Source organism: Clostridioides sp. ES-S-0123-01, assembly GCF_020658415.1.
In the GTDB taxonomy this organism is placed as follows: domain Bacteria; phylum Bacillota; class Clostridia; order Peptostreptococcales; family Peptostreptococcaceae; genus Clostridioides.
This window is the reverse complement of record NZ_JACVWD010000004.1, coordinates 274,882-291,941: the sequence shown is the minus strand read 5'-3', so window position 1 is coordinate 291,941 and position 17,060 is coordinate 274,882. Positions and strand designations below refer to the sequence as shown.

Here is a 17,060-nt window from a genome sequence, read left to right as displayed (position 1 = left end):
CCTCCTAAGCCTTATTTGTTGCTTTATTTTTTCTTGTTAAAAATGCGTACATTTTTTCTGTTACTACACCTCTTATAAAAATCACAATTAGACCAACTATAAAATACCATAATGCTAATGTAGTTGTTTCCTTACCTAATGTAGTTAAACCTGCTGATATACCTAGCCATACAAAAAGTTCTCCTGCATTTGCATGTGGGAAAAGTCCTGTAATTGGATGTACAAATGAAACAGCTGCATCATAAAATCCTGCTTTATGTTCCTCTTTTAGAAATCTACCAAATGTATAACACATAGGATTTCCTAAGAAAAATACTGACACTAATGGAAGCAAAGTATATCTTGTAAAAGCATTTCTTCCAAGTTTAGAAGCCCATTTATTTACTCTTTCTTCACCAACTATTTTAATCAATGAGTTAATAGCTACCATTAAAACGATTAATGTTGGAAGAGTCCCTGATATAAGACCTACAAATTGTTCTCCTCCCTTTTGAAATAAACCAATAAACCACTCTGCACCTTTACTTAGACCTGTAATAACGTTTTCCATAAGATTATAACCTCCCTATAATTTCTTTAAATTTTTAATTTTATTGACTAGCTTTAATTCTACAAATTGTATCCTTTTTCTGTAAGATATACTATTATTATAAATGTTTTTCTTTGATTAATATCATTTTAATATAATATTTTTGATAAATTAATACATCTTTTTTCAACTTTGCAAAGGAAAAAGTTGTACTAATTAGAATTTTCAGAAATATACAAATTTTATTATGACTATATTTTAAATTTTTCTTAGAAATTTAAGAACTTGTTTTTATTTATTTTATTATCGAAATTGTCGATAGCTACTATAAATAAAAAAATAGATGCTCTTTTCTGAGCATCTACTTTCTATTTCAGCTTATTTTTAGTTTTATCTACAGTTATTTTATAGGTATACAAATATCAATCTGTGAATCTACATTATCAGGTCCTAAAAATCTTTCATCATATATCTCGAAATCATCTCTTATATCAATTTTTTCCTTTGTGCTTAAGAACCAAGTTCCCCATATATATTCATAAGTTTTATCTAGCTTGTCCAAGCTACCAGTATGAGTGAATACAGCGTATTTTCCTCCATCAATATTTTTTGAAACAAATAAACTTGGTATATTTTCATAGCTACTAACTTCAAGCCCTATTATTTCGTTAAATTCCATAGTTTCACTAAGTAGATGTATTTGTGGAGTTGCTTCACAAATTCCAAATGCTCTGTTTGATGGCAAAGTGTTTGGCACCATATTGTATACTTCTCTAAATTTTTCCCACAAACTAGGTAATGACTCATCTTCTAGTGTTACTTTTTCTTTTATACCAATTACTTTTATTGAATCTATCTCTTTTATAACTGGTTTGATTGTTACATTTTCAACTAAATGTTTCATAAAATCTAATTCTAGTTTTTTCTTCTTTCCAACAAATACATCTATTCTATTTTTTCTATATTCTATGGGACTGACCTTGTATATAGATTTAAATGCTCTACTAAATGCTTCTGAAGATTCAAAACCACTATCAATTGCTATATCTAGTACCTTTTTATCACTGTATAAAAGTTCTTTAGAACTATTAACTAATCTTCTTTTTTTTATATAACTTCCTACACTCTCACCAAACATAAATTTAAATAAACGTGTTAAATGATAATAAGAATATCCAGATTCTTTTGCTACATCATTTACACTTATATCTTCTTTTAAGTTATTTTCAATATATATTATAGATTTTTCAAAATACTTTAAATAATCCAAGATTATCCCCCTATTCTCTTTAATATTCTCAAGTATTATAATATTTTAAGTAACACTATTTTGTTTACTATACTAAAATATCATAAACAATTCAACATTATGTAGCACTTTCATTTTATTTTGTATATATAACTACATAGGATAATCAGAGTATTTCTTATTCAATTAATTTAAAAAAATCTGATGGTGATTTCTCTATATTTATATTTACAAGTTGTGTTGTATGCTTAAAGTTATCATTTAAATAGTAACTATTCCAACCATTGTCTTCCAATCCACCCCATAAAATATTAAATTTTCCCATAGTTAGGTCCATAACTATACTTTTTAAAGTTCCAAAAAAATCATTATAATAATTACAAGATAGACCTTGTGGATATTTTGAAGTCAATAAATTAATTAAATCTTTCTCTCCAATCTTTTTAGAACTTTCTATATACTCTTTAATTAATTTATATCTATGAATAGAATTGCTCATTGATTGTGGTTCTAGTTTATGAAGTTCCTCAATATGGACATGATTTGTAGAATGCAAAAATGATTCCCTTTCACTTTCTGCCTTATTTATTCTATTTATGTCTTTTCTTCCATCTAAAGTTTCTACAAGTGCAATATTTCCAGACTTATCTGCAATCAATAAATTAATATTATATGCTATTGGCATGTCTTCTATATATACCAATGCTTCCTCTACATCCTTACAGTTTTCCAACAAATATCTAATAACAGCCCAAAATTGTAAACCTACAACAGCTGGCTTTCTCAGTCCCTCTGAATTACCTACAGGTAAACCACAAGATGACTGACTCACACCTAAACCACATTCATTCATTCCCTCAGTTCTACCAAACTGCATTACTGTAGTCCCAATATGTGCGTATTTACCAGCTACCTTAGTTCTGCATAATACAAAATCCTCCATCTTGTGTGAAAAGTCAAAATTACGTGCAAATAGTACATGACCATTTTCAGTTAATTCTGGTGCTAATGCAACTTGACTACAACCTGGTCTAAGATATGTCATAGTATAGTATAAAATTTGATTCTGATTTACATTAATAGCATCAGCAAAACCTTGTAATTCTTCATTAAGCCCTGGACAATATTTATCAAATAACTCCACCATATGATTTTCTTCTTCTTTAGTTAAAACATTAGATTTATTAATTTGTTCACCTATCAACTCTGGTATATTTACAATTGATTTTCCTAACTCATACCCTATTTCATAATTTGTACCACATAATTCGAAAGTTCTTACTTTTAAGGTCTCCATATTATTTCCTCCTACATATATCTTGTATTTAATTTTATCATCAGAGCTATAACCTTTCATGATATTTTTTGCTATGATAAGTTAACAAATCTAAAAGGTCTAATAAGTACCAGATTTATATAGGATTATTTAAGTTTCTATATCATTTAAATCATATGATGTTTTTTTAATACTAGGCATAATACCTTTTTGTATTTCTTGTTGGGCTTGTTTTACTAGTGCATTATAATCATTCCCCTTCATTCTTTCTAAGTGTCATACATTTAGCAAATGTATTTCCTGTTTTTAAATATGTATATCCAGGCATTTCAAATAAAATTGGTTTTAATTTATCATAATCGATTTTGCTTTCTTCATTTAAAATTTCTTCGGCTGCATATGTATGACTTATTTTTAAGATAAAATTTTCAAATCCATTTGTTTCATAAATATCATCCACATAACATTCCATGTTTAGTTTTGATTCTTTTATTAGTGGTGCACCTTCATCACCTATTTCGTATTCAAATACTTTTGATTTATCAATTTTACTTCCACTTACACAACCAACATAATCTGCTTTTGACAACATATACTCATCTACAATATTTACAGAAAGCACTTTGCTTTCTTTAATTCCTTTATTCGTATAATGTGATTTTGCTAAACTTACCATAATATGGTCATGTCCAATAATACCTAAATGTCCTACTAACATCCAGTTAGGTCTTTCATTAATTACTACTCCAACTACTACTAATGGTGTAGGATATAATCCTATTACAGAACCTAAATCTTTTTTCATATATAATTACCTCTTTTATTTTATTTTTTATATTGTATTCCCTTAACTCAACTTAAGGTCAAGCATTATTTTTTATATTCATGCTTTTCTTTCCACTCCTTAACCATTTTTTGTGTTACAGGGTCACACAGGTTATAGTAATTTTCAATTTTATACTCAACAACATCTAAACATTCTTGAAGTTTACTAATCTGTGTAGTCAAATCTTCCTTTACTTCCACCAATATTTCTCTACGTACTTCCTTTGTATCATCATCAGAGCATGCAAGTCGTACATATTCAATAATAGCTTCTAAAGAAGCACCTGCTTTTTTAAACTTCATCACAAACTCAATCCAATGAATAGCGCGTTCATCATAATCACGAATTCCAGATTTATTTTTAGGAATAGGTGGAATCAAACCAATCCTTTCATAATAACGCAAATTATCGACTGATATTCCAGTACGTTTTGAGGCTTCTTTAATTGTCATAAGCATCACACTCCTTATAATTATCTTTTTTTAATATACAACCTTAAGTTAACTTCAGGTCAAGTCTTTTTAAAAACTTTTTTTATAAATTAAAAAAGTAAATCAAAAAGGTGAACTATATAAAGTTCACCTTTTATTTTAGAGACTATACTTAAATGTAATTTATTATATTATAAATTTTATAATTTAATATGTTCAATCCCAATATATTTTATTTTAAAATTATATAAATGTATTTTTTAACACTTTAAAAAGGACCTAAATTAATCTGTACTGCAATCATCAAAAATATAAATCCTAAAGCTAATTCCATAAGTATTATCTTTGATGCAAATTTAAACCATCTTGTATAAGGGATATGAGCAATAGATATTCCAGCCATAAGAACGCCTAGCGTTGGTACTATTCCATTTGCAAATCCATCACCCATTTGGTAAGCTAAAACTGCAACTTGTCTAGGTATCTCAATAACATCTGCAAGTGGAGCCATAAGTGGCATAGTTACCATAGCTTGACCTGTACCTGAAGGTATAAAGAAATTGATTACAGATTGCATAATCATCATTGCTCCTCCACTAAAAATCCTAGGAACATAATTTAACACTAATGACAATCCATGAACTATTGAATCTAAAATTACTCCTTGTTCTAATATAACTACTATACTAGATGCAAATCCTATCAAAATAGCTGGATAGACCATCTCTTGCATCCCTTTTACAAATCCAGAGGCAATTTTATTTGGATTCATACCATAGACTATTCCACATAAAATTCCTAGAGCAAAGAAATAAGCTGATAAATCCGACATTCCTAAAGAAAATTTTACAATCAATATCATCAGAACCAGTATTCCTCCAAAGAATGTAACTAATACTCTAATATTTCCAGAAGATAACTTATCCCCGACAGAAGACTCATCAATTTGCCAGTGACTATAATCAATGTCTGACACTAAACTTTTACTTGGGTCTTTTTTTATCTTTTTACAATAAAAAATTATATATGTAGAAAGTAAAATCATTGTACAAATCCAAAATATCCATCTAAACCACATACCTGAAAAAAGTGGTAAACCTGAAATACCTTGTGCTAATCCTACTGTAAAAGGATTAATAGTAGCTGAACCATAACCTGATGCAAGCCCTAACAATAAAATTCCTGAAGCAACTAATGCATCATATCCCAAAGCAATACATAAGGTCATCAATATAGGTAAGAATGCAATACATTCTTCATACATTCCTACAACTCCACCAGCTAGTCCAAAAGTCAATACTAGACATGTAATTATAATCTCACCTTTTTTACTTCCTTTACTTTTGGAGATAACTCTACCAATTAGGGCATCTAGTGAGCCAGTAGAATTTACTATACCAAATGCACCTCCAATAATAAGTACAAAAAAAACTGTTACAGAATTTTTTCCAAGCCCGCTTGGTATAGCTCTGAATACATCCATTATACTGACAGGATGTTGTTCTCCATATGTAAAACTTCCAGCTTGCACAATCATATTTCCAGTATTTAAATCTTCAACTCTATTATATGTTCCAGAAGGAACAATGTAGGTCATTATGGCTGCAAATATAATTAAACCTATCATCAAAACATATGCATCCGGGAATGCTAATTTTTTCTTTTTGATTTTACTCTTATTAGTCATAGCCTAATCCCCTTTGTTAGAATTTACTCTTCTTTCATTTTTTTTAGTAATTCTGGTTCTTCAAATAAACGTAATCCTGTCAAAGCTAATACTTTTATTCCATCAATTACTCTATCTTTTGCATATGGCTTTATAGCTGCTTCTAAAAATTCTTTTGTATGTAGTTCTTCACCATTTTCAGAGAATTTTATCAAAGGATGTATACATGGCATAATTTGACTAAGATTTCCCATATCTGTCGAACCTAATAATACCTGCTCATCGTCATCATATATACCAAATTCCTCCATAATGTTTGTAAAGATACCTGTTAAAACCTTGTTTGCATTTAAGCCTTGGCAAGTTGGCTCAAAATGGTAAAATTCAAGTTCACAGCCAGTAGCTATTGCAGCTCCTCTAGCACAATTTTTTACTTTTTCAACCACCTCGTCAAAGTAGTCTTGCTCTTTTGCTCGTATTTCTAGTCTTACTTTCCCCATGTCAGGTATTACATTTGCAGCAGTTCCTGCTTCTAGTATGATACCATGTATTCTAGTTCCATCTACCAATTGTTGTCTCAATGCATTTACATTATTATATAATAACACTACTGCATCCAAAGCATTTATTCCATTATATGGTTTAGCTCCTGCGTGGGATGCTTTCCCAGTAAATATAAAATCTAATCCTCCTATTGCTATAATTTCTGGAGTTACACAAGTTTTTGAGTTTGGGTGTATCATCATTGCAGCATCATAACCATCAAATACGCCATGTTCTATCAAGTAAGGTTTTCCATCCCCAGTTTCTTCAGCTGGTGTCCCAATTATACTTACCTCTCCTTTGTAAGTATCTAGTATACTTGCAAGAGTTATTCCAGCTCCAACTCCCATGGAAGCTATCAAATGATGGCCACATGCATGACCATTACCTGGAAGAGCATCGTATTCTGCTATAAATGCTATTCTTGGACCATCGCCATTTTTCTTTGTTGCTTTAAAAGCTGTTGCCATACCTGCCAAATTTTCCTCAACCTCAAAACCTTCTTCTCTTAGAAATTTTGATATTTTTTTAGCAGATTTATACTCTTGTAGGGCAATTTCTGGTTCATCATACAAAGATTGACATAGCTCCAAAATTTTTTCTTTCTTTAAATCCGCAACTTGTATTATTTTTTCTTTCATATCAATCTTACCTCCCATTAAAATTAATTTATATATTTATTCATATAAGATAAAACAAACTTATATTTATTACATTAAAACTATTTCTACACTTATAGTAAAACCTAGTGACTTATTCAACAGTACAAATTTTTCTATCCATTATTTTATCTATTAAAATAAATAATCTTACTATATATACTAACCTTTAAAATAACAGTTTTGAATATAAATATGTATTTCTACATGTATAAACCAAATAACTAATAAGTAAAAATATAAACATATGCATTAAAAATTTATAATTTATTATATTGAGTTTACATAACTTTAATATCTATTTTGAAAGTCCAATTAAAACGTCTATATAAAATACTATAAAAATCATTAATTCAATTTAACTTCTGCTCGTTCTCTTTTAAGCATCTATTTTCCCAAAATTCAGCATTTTTTATATCCAATTCAACAGGATTAAAATTTCTATCAGCTCTTTTTATTCCTAATTTTTTCTGTCTTAGGTAATCATAATATGCTTTTATAGCTGGCCTTTGAAGTGTAAAGATAGCAATTAAGTTTATATATGTTAAAACGCCTATACATATATCACCTAATGCCCAACTTGTAAGTGGTTCTATAAAACAACACATTGCTGCACATATTATAAGCATAAATCTACAGACATTTATTATATGCTTTTCATGTTTTTGTGCTTTAATTCTAGTTACCAAATAAGATACATTGGTCTCCATCATATATGAGAATGCTAATAATGTTGTGAAGGTAAATAATAATAAAACTATTGCTATAAAAATATCACCTAGTTGAGGATGTAATGTATTTATTGCACTCTGCACATATTGTGGACCTGGCTCTACACCTGGTAATACAGTTAAAACTCCTGTAACATTGTATTTTCCTGTTATTATAATCATAATACCTGTAGCCATACATATTAATAATGTATCCACATAAACAGAGAAAGCTTGAACTAATCCTTGTTTAGCTGGATGACTTACTTCTGCTGCTGCTGCACCATAAGTTCCAGAACCTTCACCTGCTTCATTTGAATATATACCTCTTTTAACTCCCCAAGATATTGCTGCACCTAACATTCCTCCAAACATTGAACCAAATCCGAATGCAGATTTAAACATAGTTATAATAGCTCCTGGAACTAAATTTATATTTACTATGATTATCACTATTGTCATGATAAGATATGCTCCACCCATTATAGGTACTACCTTTTCAGCAAATAAACCAATTCTTTTAATTCCTCCAAAAATTATTATTCCTAATGCAATAGAAGATGTAACTGCAATTGTCATTCTTGAAAATCCAAATGCTTGATTCATTGCTAAGTATAGAGTATTTGATTGCGTCCCAGGCATGAAAAATGTATAACTTATGATTGCAACTACTGAAAATAAAATTGAACATCTTTTCCATCCAAGACCTTTTTCAAAGTAATACGGAGGACCACCTCTGTACTGACCATCATGTTCATCTTTGTATATTTGAGCTAGAGTAGATTCTACAAATGCAGTCGCCGAGCCTAAGGTAGCCATTATACACATCCATACTAATGCTCCTGGCCCTCCCATTGCTATTGCTACAGCCACACCAGCTATATTACCAGTTCCAATTCTTCCAGCCATTGATGTAGCAAATCCTTGAAATGATGATATACCAACCTGAGAACTATCTCCTTCAAGTAAAAGGGTAAACATTTCTTTTATGTCTTTTATTTGGAAAAATTTTAATTTCAATGAAAAATACAATCCTATGCATAAGCACATTGCAACTAATACAGGTGACCAAACAATTCCATTAATGGTGTTAACTAAATCGGTCACTCAACTCACCACCATTCATTTTAATTTATAGACAATAATTTAAACAGCTATGTACTAATATTTTGTATAAACTTTATTTAACTCAACATATCTTATAGACTCATTTTTTATTTTATTTACCTTATTTCTATCTTTTAATATGTAAACTCCAACAATTATTACCAAAATTAAGAATATCAATTGATACATGAACATAAGTGTATAAATTTTTTAACGATATGTGCTTGACAGACAATCAAACAATATAAATTGAAATACATATAAGGAAAAGCCCAATACTACTACATAAATAGTACACTATTAATATGTAGCTAGATAATATATAGTTAGATTTCATAATTTTCTTATTTATCATTAGATATAAAATTGAGTGCAAATATCATCTATTACTAAAATCCATGTAAAATTTATATTAAACAAACTTATGTAAATATACAAATAGGTGATAATTGCTACTCAATCTTATACTTTTAGGGGTAACTTTATGCTAAAACTATACTAAAAACACTTGATAACATTTTAATTTTTTCACACTTTATTCATCAAATATAACTATAAGTTTTAATTTAGTATTACTTTTTATACAGTATTTATGTCAGTAGATTATACTGAAAAAAATACTCTCTTATTAAATGAAACTTTTAAGCTTTTAACTTCTCTAATCTTTTCTTTTTAACTTTTAATATATATAAACAAGATAATATTCCTATTACTAAAATAGCTATTTGGAATATAAATGTATATGTGTACCCTTTATTACCATAAGTATCTATCCAATGCCCTATTAATGCAAATTGGAATACATCTGGTGAAAAGCCTAAAGCTGCTGCTATACCTATAGTAGTAGCTGAATATTTAACTGGCACATTTACTTCCTCTTGAACTGCATAGTATATACCTTTTCCCATATAACCTAATATACCTACTACAAATGTTAATGCTATAAATAAAGTCATTGGCGTTGATGAAGGCAATACTAAGAATAAAACTATTACTACTATACCAAGTACATATATTGGTAAAAGCACTTTAGTAGGTGATTTTACTTTGTCTGCACAGTACCCTCCAAATGGAGCACCAAATAATTTTAATCCATGTTGTCTTATTATAGCCAATGCTCCAGATAGTGCAACTGAACCTCCAAGTACTGATGTTATATAAGGTGTAAAGTAAGACATTGTAACTGTAAATGAATATACACAGAATATACTTATACCTACTAACCAAGTATTTGGTGATTTTAAAACTACCATAAAGTCACTAGCAGCCATTTTTTCACTTTTACCTTCTTCTTTTTCTTCACTAATATCTACATCTTTAATTACAAACCATAATACTGGACACATTACTATAGATAATATTCCTAAAGATATCATTACCCATCTCATACCTAAAACAGGAGTTGAAAATAATGTATAAATATATAAGAATATAGCTCCCATTACTACTCCAGAAACTCCAACCATAGCTTCATTAAATCCATAAACTTTACCTTGATTTTCTTTTCCTATAACTCTAAGTATCTTTACCATAGAAGGGTAGTTCATAACTAATGATGTAATTGCACAACCTACCCAAGTTATGACAGCAAATGTATAGTTCATGTTAAATGCAAATAAAAATGATACTATTCCATTAAGAAATACAGAGCCTAAAATTATCTTTCTATAATCAAATCTATCTGCTAACCATCCTCCTATAGGAGCTCCAAATATATTACCTAATCCATAAATTGTAAGTAGAAAACCTAGTTGAGTATTTGAACACTGTAATGCTTTTAAAATTGGATCATACAATGTGTATTGGATAAATGGTATAATATAAACTAATTCCCAACATATAGCTATGATAACAAGTTGAATCATTAACTTTCCAAACTTTATCCCGTTCCCTTTTTCTCCCATAATTAAGCCCTCACTTTTAATATTTATTCACAAGCATAATTGAGTTCTTTTTTTATAACTTCTGCAAGTATTTTAATCCCTTCAACTATTTGCTCTTCTGACATTGTTGTATAATTAAGTCTCATAGTATTTTTTGGACCATTATTTGCAAAGAATGATTCTCCAGAAACATAGGCAACTCCAGCATCAATAGCTTTATCTAGTAAATTATCTACATTTATACTTTCAGGAAGTTCAACCCATATAAACATACCTCCATCTGGTTCTGTATATTTTGCTTCTTCTGGAAAATATTTTTTCATAGTTTCTAACATCAAGAAACATCTTTTTTTATACTCAGCTCTTATTTTTTCTACATGTTCATTTAAATTATACTTCTTTAAGTATTCTATTACCTGTACTTGAGAAAATTGATTTGATTGTAAATCGATACCTTGCTTTAAAAGTTCTGCTTTATCTATAATATCTATATTCCCACACATCCAAGCAACTCTAAATCCTGGACATAACACTTTTGAAAATGACCCTAGATATAGTACTTTATCTTTAGTATCAAGTGATTTAAGTGTAGGTAGTGGTTCTTGTGTAAATCTTATTTCTCCATAAGGATTATCTTCTATTACTATGACATCATACTTGTTTACAACTTCCATAAAATCTTTTCTTCTTTGTAAAGACCATGTTTTTCCTGTAGGATTTTGGAATGTTGGTATTACATATATCACCTTTATGTTTGAATTTTCAGATAATAATTTATCTAAATCTTCTGTTACCATTCCTTCTTCATCTGTATCTACTCCTAAAAAATCACATTCATAAGGTCTAAATGCATTTATTGCACCTAAGTAACTTGGATTTTCTGTAACTACTATATCTCCTTTTTCTAATAAAATCATAGCACTAAGAGCTATACCTTGTTGTGAACCAGTAGTTATTATAATATTTTCTGGTTTTGTTTCAATATTTTCTTCTTCTTTCATTCTCTTAGCTATTATTTCTAACAACTCATCTTCACCTTTAGTAGGTCCATAAGCTAAAGCAAATTTTCCTCTTTCATCAAGTACTTGCTTAGTTACTTCACTTATTTCTTTTATTGGAAATAAGTTTGGGTCAGGAAGTCCTGCTGCAAAAGATATAACAGTTCCACCACTTGCCACTTTTTGAGCTATCTTCTTTTGAGAGTCTCTTATAGCTGAAGCCTTTACCATATCCATTCTTTTTGCATATTTCATAATAATTCATCCCCTTTTAAATAATTTCTTATTGTGATGCTAAGCAGGCTAGTGCTATTGAATTTATTTTAATTTCGGCTGTATCAGAGCGTGAACCTAAAATTATTGGATTTGTTGCCCCCAAAACAATCCCTGCCCACTTAGCTTTATTGAATCTAAGCCATGACTTTCCTAATATGTTTCCTGCCTCTATATTTGGAAATACAAGTAAGTCAACATCGCCAGCAATATTACTTTCGATACCTTTATGCTTTGCTGCATATGCATCAAATGCAACATCAAAGGCTATTGGACCTTCTACTATACAATTTGGTATTTCTCCTAATTTTACCATATCTACAAGTGAATTAGCATCTACTGTAGATTGTATTTTGGGGTCTACCATTTCATTTGCAGTAAGTATCGCAGTTTTAGGATTTTCCATACCTATACTCTTCATAGTAAGAAGTGAATTTATCAATATATCTTTTTTTTGATTTAAATTTGGAGATACATTTATACCACTATCTGTACAATAAAGAAGTTTGTGGTATTGAGGCAATTCATATACTGCAAGTAAACTTAAAAGTCTTCCTGTTCTAAGACCAAACTCTTTATTTAATATAGCTCTCATATAAACACTTGTATTTACTAACCCCTTCATAAGAACTTTAGCATCCTTATTTTTAACTACTTCTACAGCTTTTTTAACTGATTCATCAGGATTTTGACACCCTATTATTTCATATCCCTTTAGTCCAATCTCTTTTGATATATTTTCTATTTTATCTTTATTGCCTACGAGAATTGGTTTTATAAGATTTAAATCTGTTGCTGATTTTACAGCTTTTAACACTTCTTCATCTTCTGCAACAGCAACACTTACAATAACAGGTTTAAGCTTTTTAGCTTCTTCTAATAAATTATTAAAATCTTTTAACATATTTTTTCTCCTAAATATTAATAAGTTTTTGCCATTTCTTCTCCATTAAGTACTCTAAGAGCTCCAAGAGCAAGTGCTTCCATTTCCATCTCACCTGCCACTATCTCTACTGGTGCTAAATATGAAACTTTTTCCATTATTCCTTTAATCACCATTTCCGAATGCGATATTCCCCCTGTTAAAATAATTCTATCTATATCTCCAGAAAGTGATGCTCCATACATAGAAATTTCTTTAGCTGTTTGATAGATGAATGCATCCATTATAAGTTTAGCTTTTTCATCACCATCTTTAATTCTATTTTCAATTTCTATCATATCTTTTGTTCCTAAATAATCGTACATACCCCCAATTGAGCTTACTTTTGCAACCATTTCATCGTGAGTATATTTTCCTGAGTAGCATAATTCTATAAGAGGATATGCAAGTAATCCTCCACTTCTTTCTGGCGAAAATGGACCATCAGACCTTCCACCACTTCCATCTATCATTTTTCCTTTTTTATGTGCTACAATTGATATTCCAGAACCTAGATGAGCTACAATAAAGTTATAATCTTCATATTTTCCACCTAGTTTTTGTGCTATTTTTCTTGATACAGCCTTATGATTTAGTGCATGTAGCCAGCTAGCTTTTTCTATATCTGATATACCTGTAATCCTTGATACATCATCAAATTCATCTACAGAAACTGGGTCTACTACAAATGATTGAACTCCTATTTCATCTGCTATAGTCTTAGCTAACAAGGCACCTAAGTTTGATGCATGTTCTCCATTTATTTCATTTCTCATGTCCTCAATCATTTCTTTACTTACAATATAGGTACCACCTTTTATAGCCTTCATAAGTCCACCACGACCCACTACTGCATCAAAAGAATTTATATCATGATTTTCACTACTTAAAACATCCACTATTAATTGCTTTCTATAATCATATTCATCAAATACCTTGGAAAATTTTTTTAAATCTTCTCTTGTATGAGTTATATTTTTTTTCAAAACTTCATCTTTATCTTGAAATACAGAAATCTTTGTAGATGTACCACCAGGATTAATTACTAAAATTTTCACTTCAACGCCTCCTCGGTTTCATACTGTAGAACGTCGTTCTGTTAATTTTTTAAAATTTTTGTCGTCCTATCACTCAGAACGACGTTCTATATTTTATTAATTAAATACTAACACATAAAAATGAGTATTTCAATAATAATTTTAAATATTTAAAATATTCACTCATAGTCATATCCAGCTTCAAATGCTTCTACATTTTTGGCATTAAACTTTCCTTTACCTTGATTTTCAAAGTATTCACACATACCACTTTCAAATTCTTCTTTTGTGAATAAATCTAATTTCTTCACCATAGCACCTAACATACAAATATTAGCAGATTTTTCATTACCTAAATTTTGAGCTATTTCAGTAACAGGTACTTTTATAACATTAATATCTTCTCTATATTTTCTATCCTTATTTACTAGTGATTCATTGACAAACATATAACCATTTGCTTTCATTAAACTCTCATACTTATCTACTGATACACTATTCATTCCCAATAAGATATCTGGATTTTTTACACAAGGATTTGCAATTTTTTCATCACTTACAACAACATTACAATTTGCACTTCCTCCTCTCATCTCATTTCCATAAGATGGGAACCATGTAATCTTCTTTTCTGCCTTATATGCAACATACATTATAATTTTTCCTGCTGTAAGAACTCCCTGTCCTCCAAAACCAGCACATATAATTTCATTTAACATATTATTTCCTCCCTAATCAATAAATTCTCCAAGTGGATACTTTGGAACAAGTTCGTTTTCTATTCTCTTCATAGCATCTACTGGCTTTAATCCCCAGTTTGTTGGACATGGTACAAGTATTTCTATTAAGCAAAAGCCCTTTTTATCTTTTTGTTTTTCAAGTGCTTTTTTGATATATCTTTTTGTTGTATTTATTTCTTTAGGGTTAGTTATTGTTCCTCTTGCCAAATATGCTATATCTAAATTTCCCATAACTTTTACAACATCAAATGTTGAGCCATGGTCTTCATATGTTCTACCTGCTGGAGTAGAAGCTGTATGTTGACCTTGTACAGTAGTTGGAGCCATTTGCCCACCTGTCATTGCAAACATATTATTATTCATAACTAAAAATATTACATTATCATTTCTAGTAGCAGCTGACATAGTTTCTCCAAGCCCTATTGCATAAGCTCCACCATCTCCAGCTATTGTAAATATATATTTATCTGGTCTAACTCTTTTCATAGCTGCCATAGCTGCACCCATTTTACCATGAGGAGGAACAACAACATCTACATTCATACTAAATTGAAACATATGATTACATCCTATATCTGAGCATATAATCGTATCTTGACATATATTCATTTCTGTTAATACTTCTCCAATAGTTCTATCGACTATAGAGTGTCCACAGCCTCCACAGAACATATTTTCACACATCATTATTGCTGGTGCTTTTTTAGCCATAATTAAAATACCTCCTCTTGCTTAGCTTTTCCATCTATAATCTCTTGAGCAAAATCTATTAATTGATTTACTTCTGCCATATATTGAGCTGTTGCTACTGAATATACTGGGAATCTATTATTACATGCTATAATTACATCTTCCTTCATTTGTGCCATCATATTCATTTCAACTGTTACAAGCCCTTTTAATGAATCTTTTAATTTTTTAAAAGCTTTTCTTGGGTAAGGCCACAATGTTTTTGGTCTTATTAATCCAAGTTTTATGCCTCTTGCTCTTGCATCTCTAACTGCGCCTTCTGCTATTCTTGAAGAAATTCCATATGCAACAAATACCACATCTGCATCTTCTATCTCTATTTCTTCCCATCTTTGTTCATTTTCTTGAACTTTTCTCATTTTTTCTATATAACCTTTTTGCCATGTATCTTGGTCCTCAAAATATGTTATATCAGTTATTACTTTATTTTTTTCTCCAACAGGAGTTCCTTTTGCTGCCCATGGAGCTTTATCCTTATCATATTCTTTCATTGGTGGTGCTATACAAGGTTCTACCATTTGACCTATTGTAGCATCAGAAAGTATAAGTACTGGATGCATATATTTTTCAGCTAATTCAAAAGACTCATATGCCATATCCATATTTTCTTGAACACTATTAGGTGCTAATACAATTAAATGATAATCTCCATTTCCTCCACCTTTTACAGCTTGCCAGTAATTATCTTGACCAGCTCCTATAAATCCATCTCCTATACCATATCTCTGTACACATGCTACAACTGCTGGTAAACCAGCTGATACCCAATATGCAATTCCTTCTTGTTTTAATGAAAATCCAGGTCCAGATGAAGATGTCATAGCTCTTGCTCCAAGTGCACTTGCCCCCATAACCATATTTACGCTGGCTATTTCAGATTCACCTTGAATAAATACTCCTCCAACCTCTTTTTGTCTCCAAGCCATCATTTCTAATATTTCTGATTGTGGTGTTATTGGATAACCTGCATAAAATCTACATCCACCACGTATAGCTCCTTCTGCTAAGGCTTCATTTCCCTTAATTAATAAACTTTGCATACGTTTTCTCCCTTCCAATAAAAAGTTATTTATAATATCTCAAATACTAAATCAGGACACATTGTATAACAAGCGCCACATTGAACACACTTTTCTTCATCGACTTTGACTGTTACAAAGCCTTTTTTATTTGTGTAATCAGAAAGACTTATTGCTTCTTTTTTGCAAGCTTCAATACAAAGATAACACCCCTTACATCTTTCAACACTCAACTTGACTTTTTCCATTTTTCAAATCTCCCCTCTTATGTAGTAATTTTTTTACCTAATTTTAAATATATAATACTCATGTGGGTTTATTATATATATTTTATTATTGTTCTATTCTTTAGAACACTGTTCTGTTTTGTATTGCTTAATTAAAAGATATCACATTCGCTTATATATTTCAATAATTTTTTCAATTTTAAAAATATTTAATT

16 protein-coding genes are annotated in these 17,060 nt (G+C 30.0%); all 16 read right to left on the bottom strand.

The window, feature by feature from the left end:
- Positions 1 to 4: 4 nt before the first annotated feature.
- The 16 genes from IC175_RS11240 to IC175_RS11165 all read right to left on the bottom strand — a co-directional run bounded on the left by IC175_RS11240 (position 5) and on the right by IC175_RS11165 (position 16,866).
- Positions 5 to 550, bottom strand: a complete 546-nt coding sequence (locus IC175_RS11240; RefSeq protein ID WP_227432620.1) for a PTS glucitol/sorbitol transporter subunit IIC — start codon at positions 548 to 550, stop codon at positions 5 to 7.
- A 379-nt stretch (positions 551 to 929) separates the two neighbouring features.
- The gene (locus tag IC175_RS11235) at positions 930 to 1,799 is read right to left on the bottom strand and encodes an AraC family transcriptional regulator (protein ID WP_227851518.1); all 870 of its coding nucleotides are present in this window, start codon (positions 1,797 to 1,799) and stop codon (positions 930 to 932) included.
- 157 nt (positions 1,800 to 1,956) lie between these two features.
- Positions 1,957 to 3,075, bottom strand: a complete 1,119-nt coding sequence (locus tag IC175_RS11230; RefSeq protein ID WP_227851517.1) for a C45 family peptidase — start codon at positions 3,073 to 3,075, stop codon at positions 1,957 to 1,959.
- A 229-nt stretch (positions 3,076 to 3,304) separates the two neighbouring features.
- Entirely contained in the window at positions 3,305 to 3,859 is a 555-nt protein-coding gene (locus IC175_RS11225; protein WP_227835340.1) for a flavin reductase family protein, read from the bottom strand.
- A 65-nt stretch (positions 3,860 to 3,924) separates the two neighbouring features.
- Entirely contained in the window at positions 3,925 to 4,332 is a 408-nt protein-coding gene (locus tag IC175_RS11220) for a MerR family transcriptional regulator (protein WP_227432616.1), read from the bottom strand.
- A 247-nt stretch (positions 4,333 to 4,579) separates the two neighbouring features.
- The gene (locus IC175_RS11215) at positions 4,580 to 5,998 is read right to left on the bottom strand and encodes a YfcC family protein (protein ID WP_227851516.1); all 1,419 of its coding nucleotides are present in this window, start codon (positions 5,996 to 5,998) and stop codon (positions 4,580 to 4,582) included.
- A 23-nt stretch (positions 5,999 to 6,021) separates the two neighbouring features.
- Entirely contained in the window at positions 6,022 to 7,161 is a 1,140-nt protein-coding gene (locus IC175_RS11210; RefSeq protein WP_227824172.1) for a M20 family metallopeptidase, read from the bottom strand.
- 371 nt (positions 7,162 to 7,532) lie between these two features.
- A complete protein-coding gene (locus tag IC175_RS11205; RefSeq protein WP_227432613.1) occupies positions 7,533 to 8,996 on the bottom strand; it encodes an alanine/glycine:cation symporter family protein in 1,464 nt (487 codons plus the stop codon).
- A gap of 641 nt (positions 8,997 to 9,637) precedes the next feature.
- Positions 9,638 to 10,900 (bottom strand): MFS transporter, encoded by a 1,263-nt coding sequence (locus IC175_RS11200; RefSeq protein WP_227432612.1) that lies wholly within the window; start codon positions 10,898 to 10,900, stop codon positions 9,638 to 9,640.
- A 23-nt stretch (positions 10,901 to 10,923) separates the two neighbouring features.
- Positions 10,924 to 12,132 carry a PLP-dependent aminotransferase family protein gene (locus tag IC175_RS11195; RefSeq protein WP_227432611.1) on the bottom strand — a complete coding sequence of 403 codons (1,209 nt, stop codon included), beginning with the start codon at positions 12,130 to 12,132 and terminating at the stop codon, positions 10,924 to 10,926.
- Between the two features lie 28 nt (positions 12,133 to 12,160).
- On the bottom strand, positions 12,161 to 13,054 hold the full coding sequence (locus tag IC175_RS11190) for a bifunctional enoyl-CoA hydratase/phosphate acetyltransferase (RefSeq protein WP_227851515.1): 894 nt from the start codon (positions 13,052 to 13,054) through the stop codon (positions 12,161 to 12,163).
- 17 nt (positions 13,055 to 13,071) lie between these two features.
- The gene (gene buk, locus IC175_RS11185) at positions 13,072 to 14,130 is read right to left on the bottom strand and encodes a butyrate kinase (RefSeq protein ID WP_227482834.1); all 1,059 of its coding nucleotides are present in this window, start codon (positions 14,128 to 14,130) and stop codon (positions 13,072 to 13,074) included.
- Between the two features lie 158 nt (positions 14,131 to 14,288).
- Positions 14,289 to 14,828 carry a 2-oxoacid:acceptor oxidoreductase family protein gene (locus tag IC175_RS11180; protein WP_227830748.1) on the bottom strand — a complete coding sequence of 180 codons (540 nt, stop codon included), beginning with the start codon at positions 14,826 to 14,828 and terminating at the stop codon, positions 14,289 to 14,291.
- 12 nt (positions 14,829 to 14,840) lie between these two features.
- Positions 14,841 to 15,560: a thiamine pyrophosphate-dependent enzyme gene (locus IC175_RS11175; protein WP_227851514.1), complete on the bottom strand. Its 720-nt coding sequence runs from the start codon at positions 15,558 to 15,560 to the stop codon at positions 14,841 to 14,843.
- 2 nt (positions 15,561 to 15,562) lie between these two features.
- Positions 15,563 to 16,639 carry a 3-methyl-2-oxobutanoate dehydrogenase subunit VorB gene (gene vorB / locus IC175_RS11170; RefSeq protein WP_227432606.1) on the bottom strand — a complete coding sequence of 359 codons (1,077 nt, stop codon included), beginning with the start codon at positions 16,637 to 16,639 and terminating at the stop codon, positions 15,563 to 15,565.
- Positions 16,640 to 16,668: 29 nt separating this feature from the next.
- Entirely contained in the window at positions 16,669 to 16,866 is a 198-nt protein-coding gene (locus tag IC175_RS11165; RefSeq protein ID WP_227432605.1) for a 4Fe-4S dicluster domain-containing protein, read from the bottom strand.
- Positions 16,867 to 17,060 lie beyond the last annotated feature (194 nt).

Excerpts from the sequence above, each read along its gene's own strand:
- IC175_RS11240 (WP_227432620.1), bottom strand. The coding sequence starts at position 550 with ATGGAAAACGTTATTACAGGTCTAAGTAAAGGTGCAGAGTGGTTTATT.
- IC175_RS11230 (WP_227851517.1), bottom strand. The coding sequence starts at position 3,075 with ATGGAGACCTTAAAAGTAAGAACTTTCGAATTATGTGGTACAAATTAT.
- IC175_RS11225 (WP_227835340.1), bottom strand. The coding sequence starts at position 3,859 with ATGAAAAAAGATTTAGGTTCTGTAATAGGATTATATCCTACACCATTA.
- IC175_RS11220 (WP_227432616.1), bottom strand. The coding sequence starts at position 4,332 with ATGACAATTAAAGAAGCCTCAAAACGTACTGGAATATCAGTCGATAAT.
- IC175_RS11215 (WP_227851516.1), bottom strand. The coding sequence starts at position 5,998 with ATGACTAATAAGAGTAAAATCAAAAAGAAAAAATTAGCATTCCCGGAT.
- IC175_RS11210 (WP_227824172.1), bottom strand. The coding sequence starts at position 7,161 with ATGAAAGAAAAAATAATACAAGTTGCGGATTTAAAGAAAGAAAAAATT.
- IC175_RS11200 (WP_227432612.1), bottom strand. The coding sequence starts at position 10,900 with ATGGGAGAAAAAGGGAACGGGATAAAGTTTGGAAAGTTAATGATTCAA.
- IC175_RS11195 (WP_227432611.1), bottom strand. The coding sequence starts at position 12,132 with ATGAAATATGCAAAAAGAATGGATATGGTAAAGGCTTCAGCTATAAGA.
- IC175_RS11190 (WP_227851515.1), bottom strand. The coding sequence starts at position 13,054 with ATGTTAAAAGATTTTAATAATTTATTAGAAGAAGCTAAAAAGCTTAAA.
- IC175_RS11180 (WP_227830748.1), bottom strand. The coding sequence starts at position 14,828 with ATGTTAAATGAAATTATATGTGCTGGTTTTGGAGGACAGGGAGTTCTT.
- IC175_RS11175 (WP_227851514.1), bottom strand. The coding sequence starts at position 15,560 with ATGGCTAAAAAAGCACCAGCAATAATGATGTGTGAAAATATGTTCTGT.
- vorB (WP_227432606.1), bottom strand. The coding sequence starts at position 16,639 with ATGCAAAGTTTATTAATTAAGGGAAATGAAGCCTTAGCAGAAGGAGCT.
- IC175_RS11165 (WP_227432605.1), bottom strand. The coding sequence starts at position 16,866 with ATGGAAAAAGTCAAGTTGAGTGTTGAAAGATGTAAGGGGTGTTATCTT.